General features: G+C 70.3%; 15 protein-coding genes. 12 read left to right on the top strand and 3 right to left on the bottom strand.

Translation table 11 applies throughout. The features are described 5' to 3' along the window. Nucleotides 1-2 precede the first annotated feature (2 nt). The gene (locus ABZW60_RS18795) at nucleotides 3-674 is read left to right on the top strand and encodes a response regulator transcription factor (RefSeq protein ID WP_355478387.1); all 672 of its coding nucleotides are present in this window, start codon (nucleotides 3-5) and stop codon (nucleotides 672-674) included. Here ABZW60_RS18795 and ABZW60_RS18790 read toward each other — a convergent pair. Then, entirely contained in the window at nucleotides 667-1572 is a 906-nt protein-coding gene (locus tag ABZW60_RS18790; protein ID WP_355478385.1) for an EamA family transporter, read from the bottom strand. The genes ABZW60_RS18795 and ABZW60_RS18790 overlap by 8 nt on opposite strands. A 74-nt stretch (nucleotides 1573-1646) precedes the next feature. Here ABZW60_RS18790 and ABZW60_RS18785 point away from each other — a divergent pair, with 74 nt between their 5' ends. Next, nucleotides 1647-2144 (top strand): MarR family transcriptional regulator, encoded by a 498-nt coding sequence (locus ABZW60_RS18785; protein ID WP_355478383.1) that lies wholly within the window; start codon nucleotides 1647-1649, stop codon nucleotides 2142-2144. Between the two features lie 4 nt (nucleotides 2145-2148). Here the strand turns inward: ABZW60_RS18785 and ABZW60_RS18780 are convergent, their stop codons facing one another. Beyond that, nucleotides 2149-2955: a hypothetical protein gene (locus ABZW60_RS18780; RefSeq protein ID WP_355478382.1), complete on the bottom strand. Its 807-nt coding sequence runs from the start codon at nucleotides 2953-2955 to the stop codon at nucleotides 2149-2151. Between the two features lie 166 nt (nucleotides 2956-3121). On the opposite strand from ABZW60_RS18780, the gene efp reads away from it, so the two are divergent. Together efp and nusB are read left to right on the top strand one after the other, a co-directional pair. Beyond that, nucleotides 3122-3655, top strand: a complete 534-nt coding sequence (gene efp / locus ABZW60_RS18775) for an elongation factor P (RefSeq protein WP_355479054.1) — start codon at nucleotides 3122-3124, stop codon at nucleotides 3653-3655. A 33-nt stretch (nucleotides 3656-3688) separates the two neighbouring features. Then, a complete protein-coding gene (gene nusB / locus ABZW60_RS18770; protein ID WP_355478380.1) occupies nucleotides 3689-4099 on the top strand; it encodes a transcription antitermination factor NusB in 411 nt (136 codons plus the stop codon). Between the two features lie 228 nt (nucleotides 4100-4327). On the opposite strand, the gene ABZW60_RS18765 is transcribed toward nusB, so the two are convergent. After that, on the bottom strand, nucleotides 4328-4843 hold the full coding sequence (locus tag ABZW60_RS18765; RefSeq protein ID WP_355478378.1) for a transcriptional regulator: 516 nt from the start codon (nucleotides 4841-4843) through the stop codon (nucleotides 4328-4330). 204 nt (nucleotides 4844-5047) lie between these two features. Between ABZW60_RS18765 and pyrR the strand changes: the two genes are divergently transcribed. From pyrR to pyrF, 8 genes are read left to right on the top strand one after another with little or no spacing between them, the layout of a single operon-like run. Next, nucleotides 5048-5644 (top strand): bifunctional pyr operon transcriptional regulator/uracil phosphoribosyltransferase PyrR, encoded by a 597-nt coding sequence (gene pyrR, locus ABZW60_RS18760; RefSeq protein WP_355478376.1) that lies wholly within the window; start codon nucleotides 5048-5050, stop codon nucleotides 5642-5644. Then, entirely contained in the window at nucleotides 5641-6579 is a 939-nt protein-coding gene (locus ABZW60_RS18755) for an aspartate carbamoyltransferase catalytic subunit (protein WP_355478375.1), read from the top strand. Before pyrR ends, ABZW60_RS18755 begins: the two co-directional genes overlap by 4 nt. Beyond that, nucleotides 6576-7868, top strand: coding sequence for a dihydroorotase (locus ABZW60_RS18750; RefSeq protein WP_355478373.1), 1293 nt, complete (start codon nucleotides 6576-6578; stop codon nucleotides 7866-7868). Before ABZW60_RS18755 ends, ABZW60_RS18750 begins: the two co-directional genes overlap by 4 nt. Continuing rightward, entirely contained in the window at nucleotides 7865-8350 is a 486-nt protein-coding gene (locus ABZW60_RS18745; RefSeq protein WP_355478371.1) for a hypothetical protein, read from the top strand. The genes ABZW60_RS18750 and ABZW60_RS18745 overlap by 4 nt, the downstream gene beginning before the upstream one ends. After that, on the top strand, nucleotides 8347-9468 hold the full coding sequence (gene carA, locus ABZW60_RS18740; RefSeq protein ID WP_355478369.1) for a glutamine-hydrolyzing carbamoyl-phosphate synthase small subunit: 1122 nt from the start codon (nucleotides 8347-8349) through the stop codon (nucleotides 9466-9468). Before ABZW60_RS18745 ends, carA begins: the two co-directional genes overlap by 4 nt. Beyond that, a complete protein-coding gene (gene carB, locus ABZW60_RS18735; protein ID WP_355478367.1) occupies nucleotides 9468-12770 on the top strand; it encodes a carbamoyl-phosphate synthase large subunit in 3303 nt (1100 codons plus the stop codon). Before carA ends, carB begins: the two co-directional genes overlap by 1 nt. Continuing rightward, nucleotides 12763-13866: a quinone-dependent dihydroorotate dehydrogenase gene (locus tag ABZW60_RS18730; protein WP_355478365.1), complete on the top strand. Its 1104-nt coding sequence runs from the start codon at nucleotides 12763-12765 to the stop codon at nucleotides 13864-13866. Before carB ends, ABZW60_RS18730 begins: the two co-directional genes overlap by 8 nt. Then, a complete protein-coding gene (gene pyrF, locus ABZW60_RS18725; protein WP_355478363.1) occupies nucleotides 13863-14726 on the top strand; it encodes an orotidine-5'-phosphate decarboxylase in 864 nt (287 codons plus the stop codon). Before ABZW60_RS18730 ends, pyrF begins: the two co-directional genes overlap by 4 nt. Nucleotides 14727-14750 lie beyond the last annotated feature (24 nt).

Below are 14750 nucleotides of genomic sequence, written 5' to 3'. Positions count from 1 at the left end.
AGGTGCATGGGGCGCAGCGGATCCCGGTCTGGGTGAAGGCGCTCGACCCGCTGTCGCAGTTCGGGCTGGTGCACACGCTCCGGCAGCGCCCGGAGGTCCATCTGGTCGGCGACGCCGACCTGTCGGCGCTGCTGCCCGCGCAGGCGGCCGGCGGCCGCACCGCCCCGCCAGTGGTCGCTCTGGTCGCCGTCGACGCGCTGGACGCCGGCGCCGTACAGGTACTGCGGGCCGCGACGCAGCGGGGCTGCCGCCGGACCGTGCTGATCGGCAGCTCGATCGACGACGAGGCACTGATGACCGCGGTCGAGCTGGGCGTCTCCGGTGTGCTGCGGCGTACCGAGGCGACCGCCGACCGGATCGTGCACCTGGTGCAGGCCGCCGCCGCGGGTGACGGCAGCCTGCCTCCGGACCTGCTGGGCCGGCTGCTCGGCCAGGTGTCGCGCATGCAGCGGCACGTCCTGGCGCCGCGCGGCCTGTCCCACACCGGTCTGTCCGACCGGGAGACGCAGGTCCTGCGACTCGTTGCGGACGGCAAGGACACGCAGGAGATCGCGCGCGAGCTGTCGTACTCGGAGCGCACTGTCAAGAACGTCCTGCACGACGTCACCAGCCGCCTGCAACTCAGGAACCGCTCGCACGCCGTCGCCTACGCGCTCCGCGAGGGCCTTATCTGACGCATTGGACCTGCAGCTCGACAGGAGGTCTCACCGGCTGTCGAGCTGCAGGTCGCAGCTGCGCGGTGACGAGCGCTGCGAGGACGACGAAGCCGCCGACGGCCTGCAGTGTTGTGAGGTGCTGGGCCAGGATCAGCCAGCCGAGGGTGGTGGCCACGACCGGGCTCAGCAGGCCGAGGAACGTGACCTCGGTCGGGACGAGTTCGCGGAGTCCGCGGAACCACAGGGCGTACGCGACCGCGGAGCCGAACAGCGCCAGGTACGAATAGCCGGCGAGGTTCCGCAGTGTGAAGGCAGGGAAGGCGCCCTCGACCAGGAACGTCACCGGCAGCAGCACCAGTCCACCGGCGACCAGTTGCCATCCGGTCGTGGCCAGCAGGGGAGCGGGCGACGTCCAGCGCTTGCTGAGGACGACGCCGAACGCCATCACGATCGCACCACCGGCCGCCGCGAGCACGCCCCAGGTGTCGAGTCGCGCTGTCGCGCGGAGCACCAGCAGAGCGACTCCGAAAACGCCGGCGATGGCAGTGAGGACAGTACGCAAGGAGAGACGCTGCCGGAGCAGGCCCGCGGACAGCAGCGCGACCAGCAGCGGCTGGATCGCGCCGACCGTCGCCGCCACGCCGCCCGGCAGCCGGTACGCACCGACGAACAGCAAGGCGTTGAAGGCGCCGATGTTGAGTGTGCCGAGCACGAGCGAGCGCCACCACCAGTCGCCGCGCGGCAGGACCCGGGTGATCGCGACGAGCAGGAGGCCGGCCGGTAGTGCGCGCAGCAGCGCGGCCAGCAGCGGGCGATGCGGCGGCAGGAACTCTGTGGTGACCACGTAGGTGGTGCCCCACAGCATCGGCGCGATCGCCGTGGTCAGGAGCAGGAGGAGACGTCGATTGCTTAGCACTAAGATAAAGTATCTCAGTGCTAAGTAACTTTCAAGTCGCTCATCGCTAAGCAATCTCGCGCTAGGCTGGGCCCATGGCAGATCACGTCGACCTGGTCCTCGAGCAGTGGCGTGCCCGGCGGCCCGACCTGGATCCGTCGCCGATGGGCATCATCGGGCGGATGAGCCGGCTCGGCGCGCTGTTCGACGCCGAACTGCGGCGGAACTTCGCCAAGCACGACCTGGACCGCGCGTCGTTCGACGTCCTGGCCACCCTGCGGCGCAGCAACCCCGAGCACAGCCTCACGCCGGCCGGCCTGATGCACTCGTCGATGGTCACGTCGGGGGCGATCAGCCAGCGGCTGGACCGGCTGGAGGCCCGCGGCCTGGTCACGCGTGCGCCGAGTGAGACCGACCGCCGTGGCGTCCTGGTCAGCCTGACGCCCGAAGGGCTCGAGCTGATCGACAAGGTGCTGCCGACGCACATCGACACCGAGTCCCAGCTGCTCGCGGGCCTGTCGCCGGCCGAACGCGATCAGCTGGCGGACCTGCTCCGCGCGCTGCTGGAATCGCTCGGGGACAAGCGGGGCTGACGGGTCACGACTGGCGGGGCCGGCCGGGCGGGTTGCTGACGGTCTGCCAGAGCTCGTCGATGTCGGAGCGGTCGTCGGGGTCGGGCTTGTCGACCCAGCCGCTGGCCCAGACGTTCTCCTCGCGGTCGTCCAGGTTGAAGATCGACTCCGCGAAGGCGGCCGAACCGACGTACCGCGCTTCGTCCTCGTCTGCGCCGCCAGGCTCGTCGAGGGCGGTGGCGTCCTGTCGCGGAGCCGTCGGCGGGGCGACCAGCTCGCGCGCGTACTTCTGCGCCTCGAGGATGCCCAGGTCGCGCTCGTCGCTCAGCAACCGGATCGCGCCGACCTCGTTGCCCGCGCTCATCAACTCGCGCACCCTGGCGTCCAGATCCTGCTTCGCCGTCGGAAGGTTGCTTTGCTGCGGTCGGTGCGCCGGCGGCTGGTACGGACCTGCCTGGTGCGGGGTCGGGTTGTACTGAAGCGGGTACTGCGGCTGGGCCGGCGTCGCCCATTCGCCGGGGCGAGGTGCTTGCCGGCCGCTCTGCATGAGCTGCTGCAACGCGGCCGCCGCCTGCTGGCTGCCCTGTGGGTCCCCGGACTGGACCGGGAACGTGGCGTTCGGCGCCGGAGGCGGCCCGCCCGGTCCGGCGGCCTGGGTGAACTGGCCCTGGAACTGCACCGGCTGGTTGCCGCCCTGCTGCGCCTGGATCCGCTCGATCAGCGCCTGCATCCGCGCGTTCGGCTGACCGTTGCCGCGGGTGGCCTGCTGCCGCGCCTTGTTGATCAGGCCGACCACGATCATCACCACGACGAAGATCACGAACCCCGTCATCGCCCGGCCTCCTGACATCGCGTCCGACGGACTGGGGACCAGCCTAAGGCCCCCGAGGTGCGCGAATCGGAGGAATGGGCACGTGGCCGCTACAATCACGTGTTACCGCTGATCGATCTTCGAAGGGCATACCCGCGTGGCAACGACGAACGACCTCAAGAACGGCATGGTGCTCGACCTGGACGGGCAGCTGTGGTCCGTCGTGTGGTTCCAGCATCACAAGCCGGGCAAGGGCGGCGCCGTCGTCCGGACCAAGTTGAAGAACGTGCTGTCCGGCAAGGTGGTGGACAAGACCTTCAACGCCGACGTCAAGGTCGAGGTGGCCACGGTCGACAAGCGTGACATGACCTACCTGTACAACGACGGTTCGGCCTACGTCTTCATGGACAAGTCGACCTACGACCAGCTCCAGATCCAGCCCGACGTGGTCGGCGACGCCTCCCACTTCCTGCTGGAGAACCAGGACGCGATCGTCGCGGTGCACGACGACCTCCCGCTGTACGTCGAGCTCCCGGCCTCGGTCGAGCTCCTGGTCGAGTACACCGAGCCCGGCCTGCAGGGCGACCGCTCGACCGGTGGCACCAAGCCGGCCAAGCTGGAGACCGGCTACACCATCCAGGTCCCGCTCTTCCTGACCACCGGCGAGAAGGTCAAGGTCGACACCCGGACCGGGGACTACCTCGGCCGCGTCACCTCCTGATCGCTGACTAACCAAGGGAAGCGACAACAGAAGATGTCTGCCCGGAGCAAGGCCCGCAAGCGCGCGCTCGACGTGCTGTTCGAGTCGGAGGTCAGGGGGCTGCCGGTCGGCGGCACCCTGGCCGACCGGGTGGCCGACAACGACCCGCCGGTGAACGAGTTCACCGTGGCGCTGGTCGAGGGGGTCGCGAAACACAGCGAGCAGATCGACGAGCTGCTCGAGACCCATTCGGTGGGCTGGACGCTGGACCGGATGCCGGCGGTCGACCGGAACATCCTGCGGATCGGCGCCTACGAGCTCCTGTTCGACGACCAGGTCCCGGACGTGGTCGCGGTGAGCGAGGCGGTCGCGCTGGCGCGGGACCTGTCGACCGACGAGTCCCCGACGTTCGTCAACGGACTGCTGGCCAGACTGCTGCAGTTGAAGCCCACACTGGGCGTCTGAGCAAGAGGAAGCGAGGGGGGCGAGCCCTCTGGAGTTGTCAGGCCCGGTGACCGTCTCGGTACGGTCCCGGGCCGCCGTTGCGTCCCCGTTCTGCGGCCGGTGAGGTGTACCTGCCGCGTGGTTACTGCGGTTGTCGCGGTTGCTGCTCTGTTCGGTCAGCTGAAGGAAGGCGGGCGGCCGCGGGCCAGCTGCTACAAGCCCCGACCGTCTGGTGCCTTCGTTCAGGCGTCAGGCTCCGGCGGCCTCGGGCGACTCCTCGACCTCACCCTTCGCCTCCGGGTTCAGCACACCCCAGGAGATGAAGCGCTCGGTGAGGGTCGTCGGCGACTCGTCGTAGATGACCGCCAGCGTCCGCATGTCGTCCTGACGGATCGACAGCACCTTGCCGTTGTAGTCCCCGCGCTGAGCCTGGATCGTGGCCGCGTACCGCGTCAGCGGACCGGCCTCGCTCGCGTCGAGGTGTTGCAGGGCCTCCAGGTCGAGGATCAACCGGGGAGGAGCGGCAGCCGCGGCGGCCGCGCTGGCGGACCCAGGAAGCAGTTCACGGATCGGCACGCCGTAGAAATCGGCGAGCTCCGCGAGCTTCTGGACCGTGACGGCTCGATCGCCGCGCTCGTACGAGCCGACGACGACCGCCTTCCAGCGACCCTTGGACTTCTCTTCCACGCCATGCAGCGACAGTCCCTGCTGCTGGCGGATGGCGCGCAACTTGCCACCCAGTGTCTTCGCGTATTCGCTAGGCACGCTGGTTCTTCCCTCCGACTAGTTCGTCATGTCCGGCCCGCCGGAACGGCCCGGTAAGGTGAACCCCCCTCGGTTACACAGAGTAACAATATTCCGGGGCGGAGGCCAGCGTCAAGACGGCGTGTCACATCCGATACCATGTCAAGCGGTCCGAACGTCCTTTAAAGACCCGTCCAGAGAGGCGGGAAAGGAGGAACGGTAGCGATGAGCCCTGCCCAGAGCGCAGAGCAGAGCCAGGCCGAGCAGCCGCCGAAACGCAGCGGTCGCGAGGTCCTGGACGCTTCCGACATTTCCCGGGCACTGACCCGGATCGCCCACGAGATCCTCGAGCGGAACCGCGGCGCCGACCCGGTCGTCCTGCTCGGCATCCCGCGCCGCGGTGTCCCGCTGGCGCAGCGCGTCTCGGCGCGCATCCAGGCCGTCGAGGGGCAGAGCGTGCCGACAGGGTCACTCGACGTGACCATGTACCGCGACGACATCGGCCTCAAACCGCCGCGCGGCCTGGAGCACACCGACATCCCGGCGGACGGGATCGACGGCAAGGTCGTCGTGCTCGTCGACGACGTGCTGTTCTCCGGCCGCACCATCCGCGCGGCCCTCGACGCGCTCGGCGACCTCGGCCGCCCGCGCGCCGTCCAGCTCGCCGTCCTGGTCGACCGCGGCCACCGCGAGCTGCCGATCCGCGCCGACTACGTGGGCAAGAACCTGCCGACCTCGCTGGTCGAGCGGGTCACCGTTCATCTCGACGAGTTCGACGGGGAAGACGCGGTCCTGATCGCGGACAAGGGGGCACAGGCATGAAGCACCTGCTGAGCGCGGGGGACCTGAGCCGCGACGAGGCGCAGTTGATCCTCGACACCGCCGAGGAGATGCGATCACTCGCCGACCGGCCGATCAAGAAGCTGCCCGCGCTGCGCGGGCGGACCGTGGTGAACCTGTTCTTCGAGGACTCCACCCGGACCCGGATCTCGTTCGAGGCGGCCGCCAAGCGGCTGTCCGCGGACGTCATCAACTTCTCCGCGAAGGGGTCGAGCCTGAGCAAGGGCGAGAGCCTCAAGGACACCGCGCTGACGCTGCAGGCGATGGGTGCGGACGGGGTCGTCTGCCGGCACGGCTCGTCCGGTGCGCCGCACCTGCTGGCCACGTCGGGCTGGATGACCGGCTCGGTGGTGAACGCCGGCGACGGCACCCACGAGCACCCGACCCAGGCGCTGCTCGACGCGTTCACGATGCGCCGCCACCTCGGGTCCCTGGACGGCCGCCGGATCACGATCGTCGGCGACGTCCTGCACTCCCGGGTCGCCCGGTCGAACGTGCTGCTGCTGTCGACGCTCGGCGCCGACGTCACGGTCGTCGCCCCGCCGACCCTGCTGCCCGTCGACATGAGCACCTGGCCGTGCGTCACGTCGTACGACTTCGACTCGGTGCTGCCGAAGAGCGACGCGGTGATGATGCTGCGGGTGCAGCGGGAGCGGATGAACGACGCGTTCTTCCCGAGCGCCCGCGAGTACACCCGGCGCTACGGCCTGGACAGGAACCGGATGGCGCAACTGCCGGACGAGGCGATCGTGCTGCACCCCGGCCCGATGAACCGCGGCATGGAGATCAGCGCCGAGGTCGCCGACTCGACCCGCTCGGTGATCGTCGAGCAGGTCACCAACGGCGTCGCGATCCGGATGGCCGTCCTGTACCTGCTGCTTTCTGGAACCAACGAGACCGAGGAGCCCACGGCATGACCGCATACCTGATCACCGGCGCGAGCATCGTTGGCGGTGAGGTCGCGGACCTGCTGATCGACAACGGCGAGATCGTTGCCACCGGCACCGGCCTGGACGCGCCGGCGGACGTCACCACGATCGACGCCACCGGCCTGGTCGCGCTGCCCGGGCTGGTCGACCTGCACACGCACCTGCGCGAGCCCGGCCGGGAGGACGCCGAGACGGTGTTCACCGGCACCCGGGCGGCCGCGCAGGGCGGGTTCACCGCGGTGTTCGCGATGGCCAACACCGACCCGGTCGCCGACACCGCCGGCGTGGTCGAGCAGGTCTGGCGCCTCGGCCGCGACGCCGGGTACGCCGACGTGTACCCGATCGGCGCGGTCACCGTCGGGCGCAAGGGCACGCAGCTCGCGGAGCTGGGCGCGATGGCGGACTCCGCCGCCCGGGTCCGGGTGTTCTCCGACGACGGCGACTGCGTCTGGGACGCCGCGCTGATGCGCCGCGCGCTGGAGTACGTGAAGGCGTTCGACGGTGTGATCGCGCAGCACGCGCAGGAGCCGCGGCTCACCCAGGGCGCGCAGATGAACGAGGGCGCGCTGTCCGGCGTCCTCGGCCTGACCGGCTGGCCGAGTGTCGCCGAGGAGGCGATCATCGCCCGCGACATCCTGCTGAACGCGCACGTCGGGTCGAAGCTGCACATCTGCCACCTGTCCACCAAGGGCTCGGTGGAGATCGTCCGGGCCGCCAAGCGCCGCGGCCTCGAGGTGACCGCCGAGGTCACGCCGCACCACCTGCTGCTGACCGAGGACCTGGCCGCCTCCTACAACCCGGTGTACAAGGTGAACCCGCCGCTGCGCACCAAGGCGGACGTCGAGGCCGTTCGCGAGGGCCTGGCCGACGGCACGATCGACATCGTCGCCACCGACCACGCGCCGCACCCGGTCGAGGACAAGGACTGCGAGTGGAGCGCGGCCGCGTTCGGCATGACCGGCCTGGAGACCGCGCTGTCCGTGGTCCAGCACGCGATGATCGACACCGAGCTGCTCACCTGGGCCGACGTCGCCGACCGGATGAGCTACCGGCCGGCCGCGATCGGTCAGGCCGCCGACCACGGGCAGCCGCTCGTCGCCGGTGCGCCCGCGAACGTCGTGCTGTACGACCCGCGGGTCGAGCGGACCGTCGTACCGGAGGAGTCGGTGTCGCTGTCGCGGAACACGCCGTTCGAGGGCATGACGCTGCCGGGCAAGGTCGTCGCGACGTTCCTGCGCGGTACGCCGACCGTCCTGGACGGTGAGCTGACCAAGTGAAGGCCTTCCTAGGCATTCTCGGCACGCTGGTGGTGCTGGCGGCGGGCTACTTCGGGATGTACCGGGGCTGGCGCAACCGGCAGCACCGGCAGGCCGACCTGGCGCCGCTGCCCGCGGCGCCGGAGGACAACCTGCGCGGCGTCGAAGGCGTGTATGTCGCCACGACGACCGCCGGCGACTGGATGGACCGGATCGCCGTGCACGAACTGGGCGTCCGCGCGACCGCGGACCTGGCCGTCAGTGAGGCCGGCCTGATCTTCCACCGGCAGGGCGCGGCGGATGTCTTCATCCCCGCGGACCGGCTGACCGGGGTCCGGACCGACCGTGGAATCGCCGGCAAGGTGACCGCGGAGAAGTCCGGCCTGGTCGTGGTCACCTGGACCCACGACGGACGTGAGCTCGACACCGGGTTCCGTCCGCGCCGTAAGGCCGACACCGCCGCCCTGACCGCATCCATCTCGACCTTGATCGGAGCATCATGAGCCAGCCAGCACTGCTGGTCCTGGAGGACGGCCGGTCGTTCGCCGGCACGTCGTACGGAGCGACCGGATCCACCTTCGGCGAGGCGGTGTTCACCACCGGGATGACCGGCTACCAGGAGACACTGACCGACCCGTCGTACCACCGGCAGATCGTCACCCAGACCGCGCCGCACATCGGCAACACCGGGATCAACGACGAGGACGACGAGTCGCAGAAGATCTGGGTCGCCGGGTACGTCGTCCGCGACCCGGCCCGGGTCCCGTCGAACTGGCGGGCCACGCGCTCGCTCGACGACCAGCTGAAGGGCCAGGGGATCGTCGGGATCTCCGGGATCGACACCCGCGCGCTGACCCGCCACCTGCGGGAGCGCGGCGCGATGCGCGCCGGCATCTCCACCGAGGTCCTGGACCCGGCCGAGCTGCTGGCCAAGGTGCTCGAGCAGCCGCCGATGATCGGCGCGGACCTCGCGTCGGAGGTGACCACCTTCGAGCCGTACGTCGTACCGGCCGAGGGCGAGAAGCGGTTCACGGTGGTCGCGCTCGACCTGGGCATCAAGTCGATGACGCCGAAGCGAATGTCCGAGCGCGGCATCGAGGTGCACGTGCTGCCGGCCACCGCGACCCTCGACGAGGTGCTCGCGGTGAAGCCGGACGGCATCTTCATGAGCAACGGCCCCGGTGACCCGGAGACCACCGAGCACCCGACGACGCTGCTCAAGCAGCTGCTCGAGCAGGACAAGCCGTACTTCGGGATCTGCTTCGGCAACCAGGTGTTCGGGCGGGCGCTCGGGCTCGGCACGTTCAAGCTCAAGTACGGGCACCGCGGCATCAACCAGCCGGTGCTCGACCGGGCCACCGGCAAGGTCGAGATCACCGCGCAGAACCACGGGTTCGCCGTGGACGCCCCGATCGGGGAAACGGTCGAGACGCCGTACGGGACCGCTGAGGTGTCCCACGTCTCGCTCAACGACAACGTGGTCGAAGGGCTGAAGCTCACCGGCAAGGACGGCCGCGTGCTGGCCTTCTCGGTGCAGTACCACCCCGAGGCGGCGGCCGGCCCGCACGACTCGGCGTACCTGTTCGACCGCTTCGTAGAGCTCATGGAAGGGCGGAACTGATGCCGCGCAGGACAGACATCGATTCGGTCCTGGTGATCGGGTCCGGCCCGATCGTGATCGGCCAGGCCTGCGAGTTCGACTACTCCGGGACCCAGGCCTGCCGGGTGCTCAAGGAGGAGGGCTTCCGGGTCGTCCTGGTGAACTCCAACCCGGCCACGATCATGACCGACCCGGAGTTCGCCGACGCCACCTACGTCGAGCCGATCACACCGGAGTACGTCGAGAAGGTGATCGAGAAGGAGCGCCCGAACGCGCTGCTCGCCACCCTCGGCGGCCAGACCGCGCTGAACGCGGCGATCGCCCTGCACGACAACGGCGTGCTGGAGAAGTACGGCGTCGAGCTGATCGGCGCGTCCGTCGACGCGATCCAGCGCGGCGAGAACCGGGAGTCGTTCAAGCACATCGTCGAGAAGCTCGGCGCCGAGGTCGCGCGGTCGCGGATCTGCCACACGCTCGACGACGTGATGAGTGCGGCCGGCGAGCTCGGGTACCCGCTGGTCGTCCGGCCGTCGTTCACGATGGGCGGCGTCGGCTCCGGGATGGCCTACGACGAGGCCGACCTGCGCCGGATCGCGGGCGCCGGCCTGCACGCCTCGCCGACGACCGAGGTGCTGATCGAGGAGTCGATCCTCGGCTGGAAGGAGTACGAGCTGGAGGTGATGCGCGACAAGGCCGACAACGTCGTGATCATCTGCTCGATCGAGAACGTCGACCCGATGGGCGTGCACACCGGCGACTCGGTGACGGTCGCGCCGGCGATGACGCTGACCGACCGCGAGTACCAGGTGATGCGGGACCTGGCCATCGGCATCATCCGCGAGGTCGGGGTCGACACCGGCGGCTGCAACATCCAGTTCGCGGTGAACCCGGCCGACGGCCGGCTGATCGTGATCGAGATGAACCCGCGGGTGTCCCGCTCGTCCGCGCTGGCGTCGAAGGCGACCGGGTTCCCGATCGCGAAGATCGCCGCGAAGGTCGCGATCGGCTACACCCTCGACGAGATCCCGAACGACATCACCCAGCAGACCCCGGCGAGCTTCGAGCCGACGCTGGACTACGTGGTGGTGAAGGTGCCGCGGTTCGCGTTCGAGAAGTTCCCGGCCGCGGACGCCACGCTGACCACGCACATGAAGAGCGTCGGCGAGGCGATGGCGATCGGCCGGAACTACACCGAGGCGCTGCAGAAGGCGCTGCGGTCGCTGGAGAAGCCGGAGGCCCGGTTCTCCTGGGCCGGGCAGCCCGCCAGCGAGCTGGAGCCGTTGCTGGAGGCAATCAAGACGCCGCACGACGGCCGGCTGCGCACGGTCATGGACGCGATCCGCGCCGGTGCGACGCCGGAGCAGATCTTCGACGCGACCAGGATCGACCCGTGGTTCGTCGACCAGCTGTACCTGATCCACGAGACCGCCCTGCAGGTCGCGGCCGCACCGCGGCTGACGCCGGACGTGATCAAGCTGGCCAAGCGGCACGGGTTCTCCGACCTGCAGCTGGCCGAGATCCGCGGCCTGACCGAGGACGTCGTCCGCGGCGTCCGGCAGGCGCTCGGGATCCGGCCGGTCTACAAGACGGTCGACACCTGTGCGGCCGAGTTCAAGGCCGAGACGCCGTACCACTACTCGTCGTACGACGAGGAGACCGAGGTCGCGCCGCGCGAGACCCCGGCGGTGCTGATCCTCGGCTCCGGGCCGAACCGGATCGGGCAGGGCATCGAGTTCGACTACTCGTGCGTGCACGCGTCGATGGCGCTGCGCGAGGCGGGCTACTGCACGATCATGGTGAACTGCAACCCGGAGACGGTCTCGACCGACTACGACACCTCCGACCGGCTGTACTTCGAGCCGCTCACCTGCGAGGACGTGCTCGAGATCGTGTACGCCGAGCTGCAGGCCGGACCGGTCGCGGGCGTGATCGTCCAGCTCGGCGGCCAGACGCCGCTCGGGCTGGCGCAGCGGCTCGCGGACGCCGGCGTACCGATCGTCGGGACCTCGCCCGAGGCGATCCACCTGGCCGAGGAGCGGGGCGCGTTCGGCAAGGTGCTCGCGGACGCGAAGCTGCCGGCGCCGAAGCACGGGACGGCGCTGTCGGCCGAGGAGGCGCACAAGGTCGCGGAGGAGATCGGGTTCCCGGTCCTCGTCCGGCCGTCGTACGTGCTCGGCGGGCGCGGCATGGAGATCGTCTACAGCACGGCCGAGCTGAGCGCCGCGCTGGAGCGGCTCGGCGGCGACGGGGCGTTCGAGCACCCGGTGCTGATCGACCGGTTCCTGGACGACGCGGTGGAGATCGACGTCGACGGGCTGTTCGACGGGAACGAGCTGTTCCTCGGCGGCGTGATGGAGCACATCGAGGAGGCCGGGGTGCACTCCGGCGACTCGTCGTGCGCGCTGCCGCCGATCACCCTCGGGAACGCCGACATCGAGAACATCCGCAAGTCCACCGAGGCGATCGCCCGCGGTGTCGGAGTCCGCGGCCTGCTGAACGTGCAGTACGCGCTCGCCGGCGACGTCCTGTACGTGCTGGAGGCGAACCCGCGGGCGTCGCGGACGGTGCCGTTCGTCTCGAAGGCGACCGCGACGCCGATGGCGAAGGCGGCGGCCCGGGTGATGCTCGGCGCCACCATCGCCGAGCTGCGCGCGGAGGGGCTGCTGCCGGCCTCCGGCGACGGCGGCACGCTGCCGCCGACCACGCCGATCGCGGTCAAGGAGGCCGTGATGCCGTTCAATCGGTTCCGGACCATCGACGGGTCGTCGGTCGACACGGTGCTCGGGCCGGAGATGAAGTCCACCGGCGAGGTGATGGGCGTCGACGACACCTTCGGTACGGCGTTCGCCAAGTCGCAGACGGGGGCGTCGCAGCCGCTGCCCGGCGACGGCAAGGTGTTCGTCTCGGTCGCGAACCGGGACAAGCGGCACATGATCTTCCCGGTCAAGCGGCTGGCCGACCTCGGCTTCCAGATCTACGCGACCGAGGGGACGGCCGACGTCCTGCGCCGCAACGGGGTCGAGGCGGTCACGGTCCGCAAGAGCAGCCAGGGCCCGGGCCCGAACGGTGAGCCGACGATCGTCCAGATGGTCCAGGACGGCGAGCTGAACCTGATCGTCAACACGCCGATCGGGATCACGCAGGGCGGCTCGCCGCGCCTCGACGGGTACGAGATCCGCAGCGCGGCGGTGGCGCGGAACATCCCGTGCATCACCACGGTGCAAGGGCTGGCGGCCGCGGTCCAGGGCATCGAGGCGCAGCGGGCCGGCGACATCGGCGTCCGGTCCCTGCAGGACTGGGTGCCGAGGATCCGCGGTGTCTGACCGGACGATGTACGAGCGCCTTGTCCGGCCGGTCCTGTACCGGCTGGGCAAGGGCGACGCCGAGGTCGCCCACGAGCAGACGCTCGCCGCCCTCCGCCTCCTCGGCCGCATCCCCGGCGCAGCGCGGATCGGAGCCCGGGCTTTCGGCGCCTCCGGCTCCCGCTCGACACCGGCCGGCGCGGCAGGCTCGGCTCCGGCAGGGGGCCCGGGCCTCGCTCGGACGGTCTTCGGCCTCCGATTCCCGTCCCCGGTCGGCCTGGCGGCCGGGATGGACAAGAACGGGATCGCCCTCCGGGCGTGGCCGGCCATCGGGTTCGGCTTCGTCGAGGTCGGGACCGTCACGGCGCACCCGCAGCCGGGTAACGAGAAGCCGCGGTTGTTCCGGTTGGTCGAGCACGAGGCGGTCATCAACCGGATGGGCTTCAACAACCTCGGCAGCGAGGCCCTGGCCGCGCGACTGGCGGCGTACGGCGACCTCGGCTACCCGCTCGGGATCTCGATCGGGAAGTCGAAGGTGACACCGCTGGAGGAGGCGGTCGAGGACTACGTGACCTCGCTGCGCCGCCTCTACCGGTACGGCGACTACTTCGCGGTCAACGTGTCGTCGCCGAACACCCCCGGACTGCGCGAGCTGCAGGACGCCGGCCACCTCCGCGAACTGCTCACCGCGCTGCACACCGAGGCCGCGTCGCTGACCGTCGCGGGCCTCGGCCCGAAGCCGATCCTGGTGAAGATCGCGCCGGACCTGACCACGTCGGCGATCGACGAGCTGCTCCAGGTCTGCACCGACACCGGCGTCGCCGGCATCATCGCCACCAACACCACCATCGGCCGCCCGGACGTCACGGCGCACCCGCTGTCGAAGGAGACCGGCGGCCTGTCGGGCCGTCCGCTCGCCGAGATCTCGGCCAAGGTGGTCGCCCACATCCACCACGAGACCGGGGGAGCGCTGCCGGTCATCGGTGTCGGCGGGATCGTCGACGCGTCGGACGCGACCCGTCTCTTCGACGCCGGCGCCAGCCTCGTCCAGGTCTACTCCGGACTCATCTACAAGGGCCCCGGCCTGATCCGCCAGATCAACAGGAGCTTGCTATGAGCAATCAACCTTTGGGGAGCGACATGCGTAACAAGCCGTTCGGCGCCCGGCTGCGCGCCGCGATGGACGCCCGCGGCCCGTTGTGCGTCGGCATCGACCCGCACCAGCACCTCCTGGACGCGTGGGGCCTGCCGGACACCGCGGAGGGCCTGGCGTCGTTCACGTACGGCGTCGTCGACGCGCTCGCCGACCGGGTCGCGGTGTTCAAGCCGCAGTCCGCGTTCTTCGAGCGCTTCGGGTCGGCCGGGGTCGCCGTCCTCGAGCAGGCGACGATCCGGCTGCGCGAGGCCGGGGCGCTGGTGATCATCGACGCGAAGCGCGGTGACATCGGCACGACGATGGCGGGCTACGCGGCGGCGTACCTGGCCGAGAAGGGCCCGCTGGCGTGCGACGCGCTGACGGTCAGCCCGTACCTCGGCTTCGGCTCGCTGCAGCCGGCGATCGACGAGGCGCGGGAGTCGGGTGCGGGGCTGTTCGTCCTCGCGCTGACCTCGAACCCGGAAGGCCCGCAGTTCCAGTCCGCCCGCACCGCGGACGGGCCGACGGTCGCGGGCGCGGTCCTCGACGGCCTGCGCGCACTCAACGCGGACGCCGAGGGCCTGGGCTCGTTCGGCGCGGTCGTTGGCGCGACGATCAGCTCGACCGACGAGAACCTGGACATCAACGGCCCGCTGCTCGCCCCCGGCCTCGGCGCCCAGGGCGGCACGGCCGAGGGCCTGGCCAAGGTGTTCGGCCCGGCGGTCCGCAACGTCGTCCCGTCCAGCTCCCGCGAAATCCTCGGCGCCGGCCCCGATGCCACCGCCCTCCAGGACGCCGCCGCCCGCACCAACGACGCCTACCGAAGCGTCCTCGGCTACTGAGGATCTGCAGCTCGACAGGAGGTG

Source organism: Kribbella sp. NPDC003557 (assembly GCF_040610805.1).
Taxonomy (GTDB): Bacteria; Actinomycetota; Actinomycetes; order Propionibacteriales; family Kribbellaceae; genus Kribbella.
Note: the sequence above shows the minus strand (reverse complement) of the source record. Positions and strands in the feature narration are given on the sequence as shown.

What these genes read in the sequence shown, in the direction of transcription:
- nusB (WP_355478380.1), top strand. Translation starts at nt 3,689, where the DNA reads ATGTCTGCCCGGAGCAAGGCCCGCAAGCGCGCGCTCGACGTGCTGTTC.
- carB (WP_355478367.1), top strand. Translation starts at nt 9,468, where the DNA reads ATGCCGCGCAGGACAGACATCGATTCGGTCCTGGTGATCGGGTCCGGC.
- ABZW60_RS18785 (WP_355478383.1), top strand. Translation starts at nt 1,647, where the DNA reads ATGGCAGATCACGTCGACCTGGTCCTCGAGCAGTGGCGTGCCCGGCGG.
- efp (WP_355479054.1), top strand. Translation starts at nt 3,122, where the DNA reads ATGGTGCTCGACCTGGACGGGCAGCTGTGGTCCGTCGTGTGGTTCCAG.
- carA (WP_355478369.1), top strand. Translation starts at nt 8,347, where the DNA reads ATGAGCCAGCCAGCACTGCTGGTCCTGGAGGACGGCCGGTCGTTCGCC.
- pyrF (WP_355478363.1), top strand. Translation starts at nt 13,863, where the DNA reads ATGAGCAATCAACCTTTGGGGAGCGACATGCGTAACAAGCCGTTCGGC.
- pyrR (WP_355478376.1), top strand. Translation starts at nt 5,048, where the DNA reads ATGAGCCCTGCCCAGAGCGCAGAGCAGAGCCAGGCCGAGCAGCCGCCG.
- ABZW60_RS18750 (WP_355478373.1), top strand. Translation starts at nt 6,576, where the DNA reads ATGACCGCATACCTGATCACCGGCGCGAGCATCGTTGGCGGTGAGGTC.
- ABZW60_RS18780 (WP_355478382.1), bottom strand. Translation starts at nt 2,955, where the DNA reads ATGACGGGGTTCGTGATCTTCGTCGTGGTGATGATCGTGGTCGGCCTG.
- ABZW60_RS18755 (WP_355478375.1), top strand. Translation starts at nt 5,641, where the DNA reads ATGAAGCACCTGCTGAGCGCGGGGGACCTGAGCCGCGACGAGGCGCAG.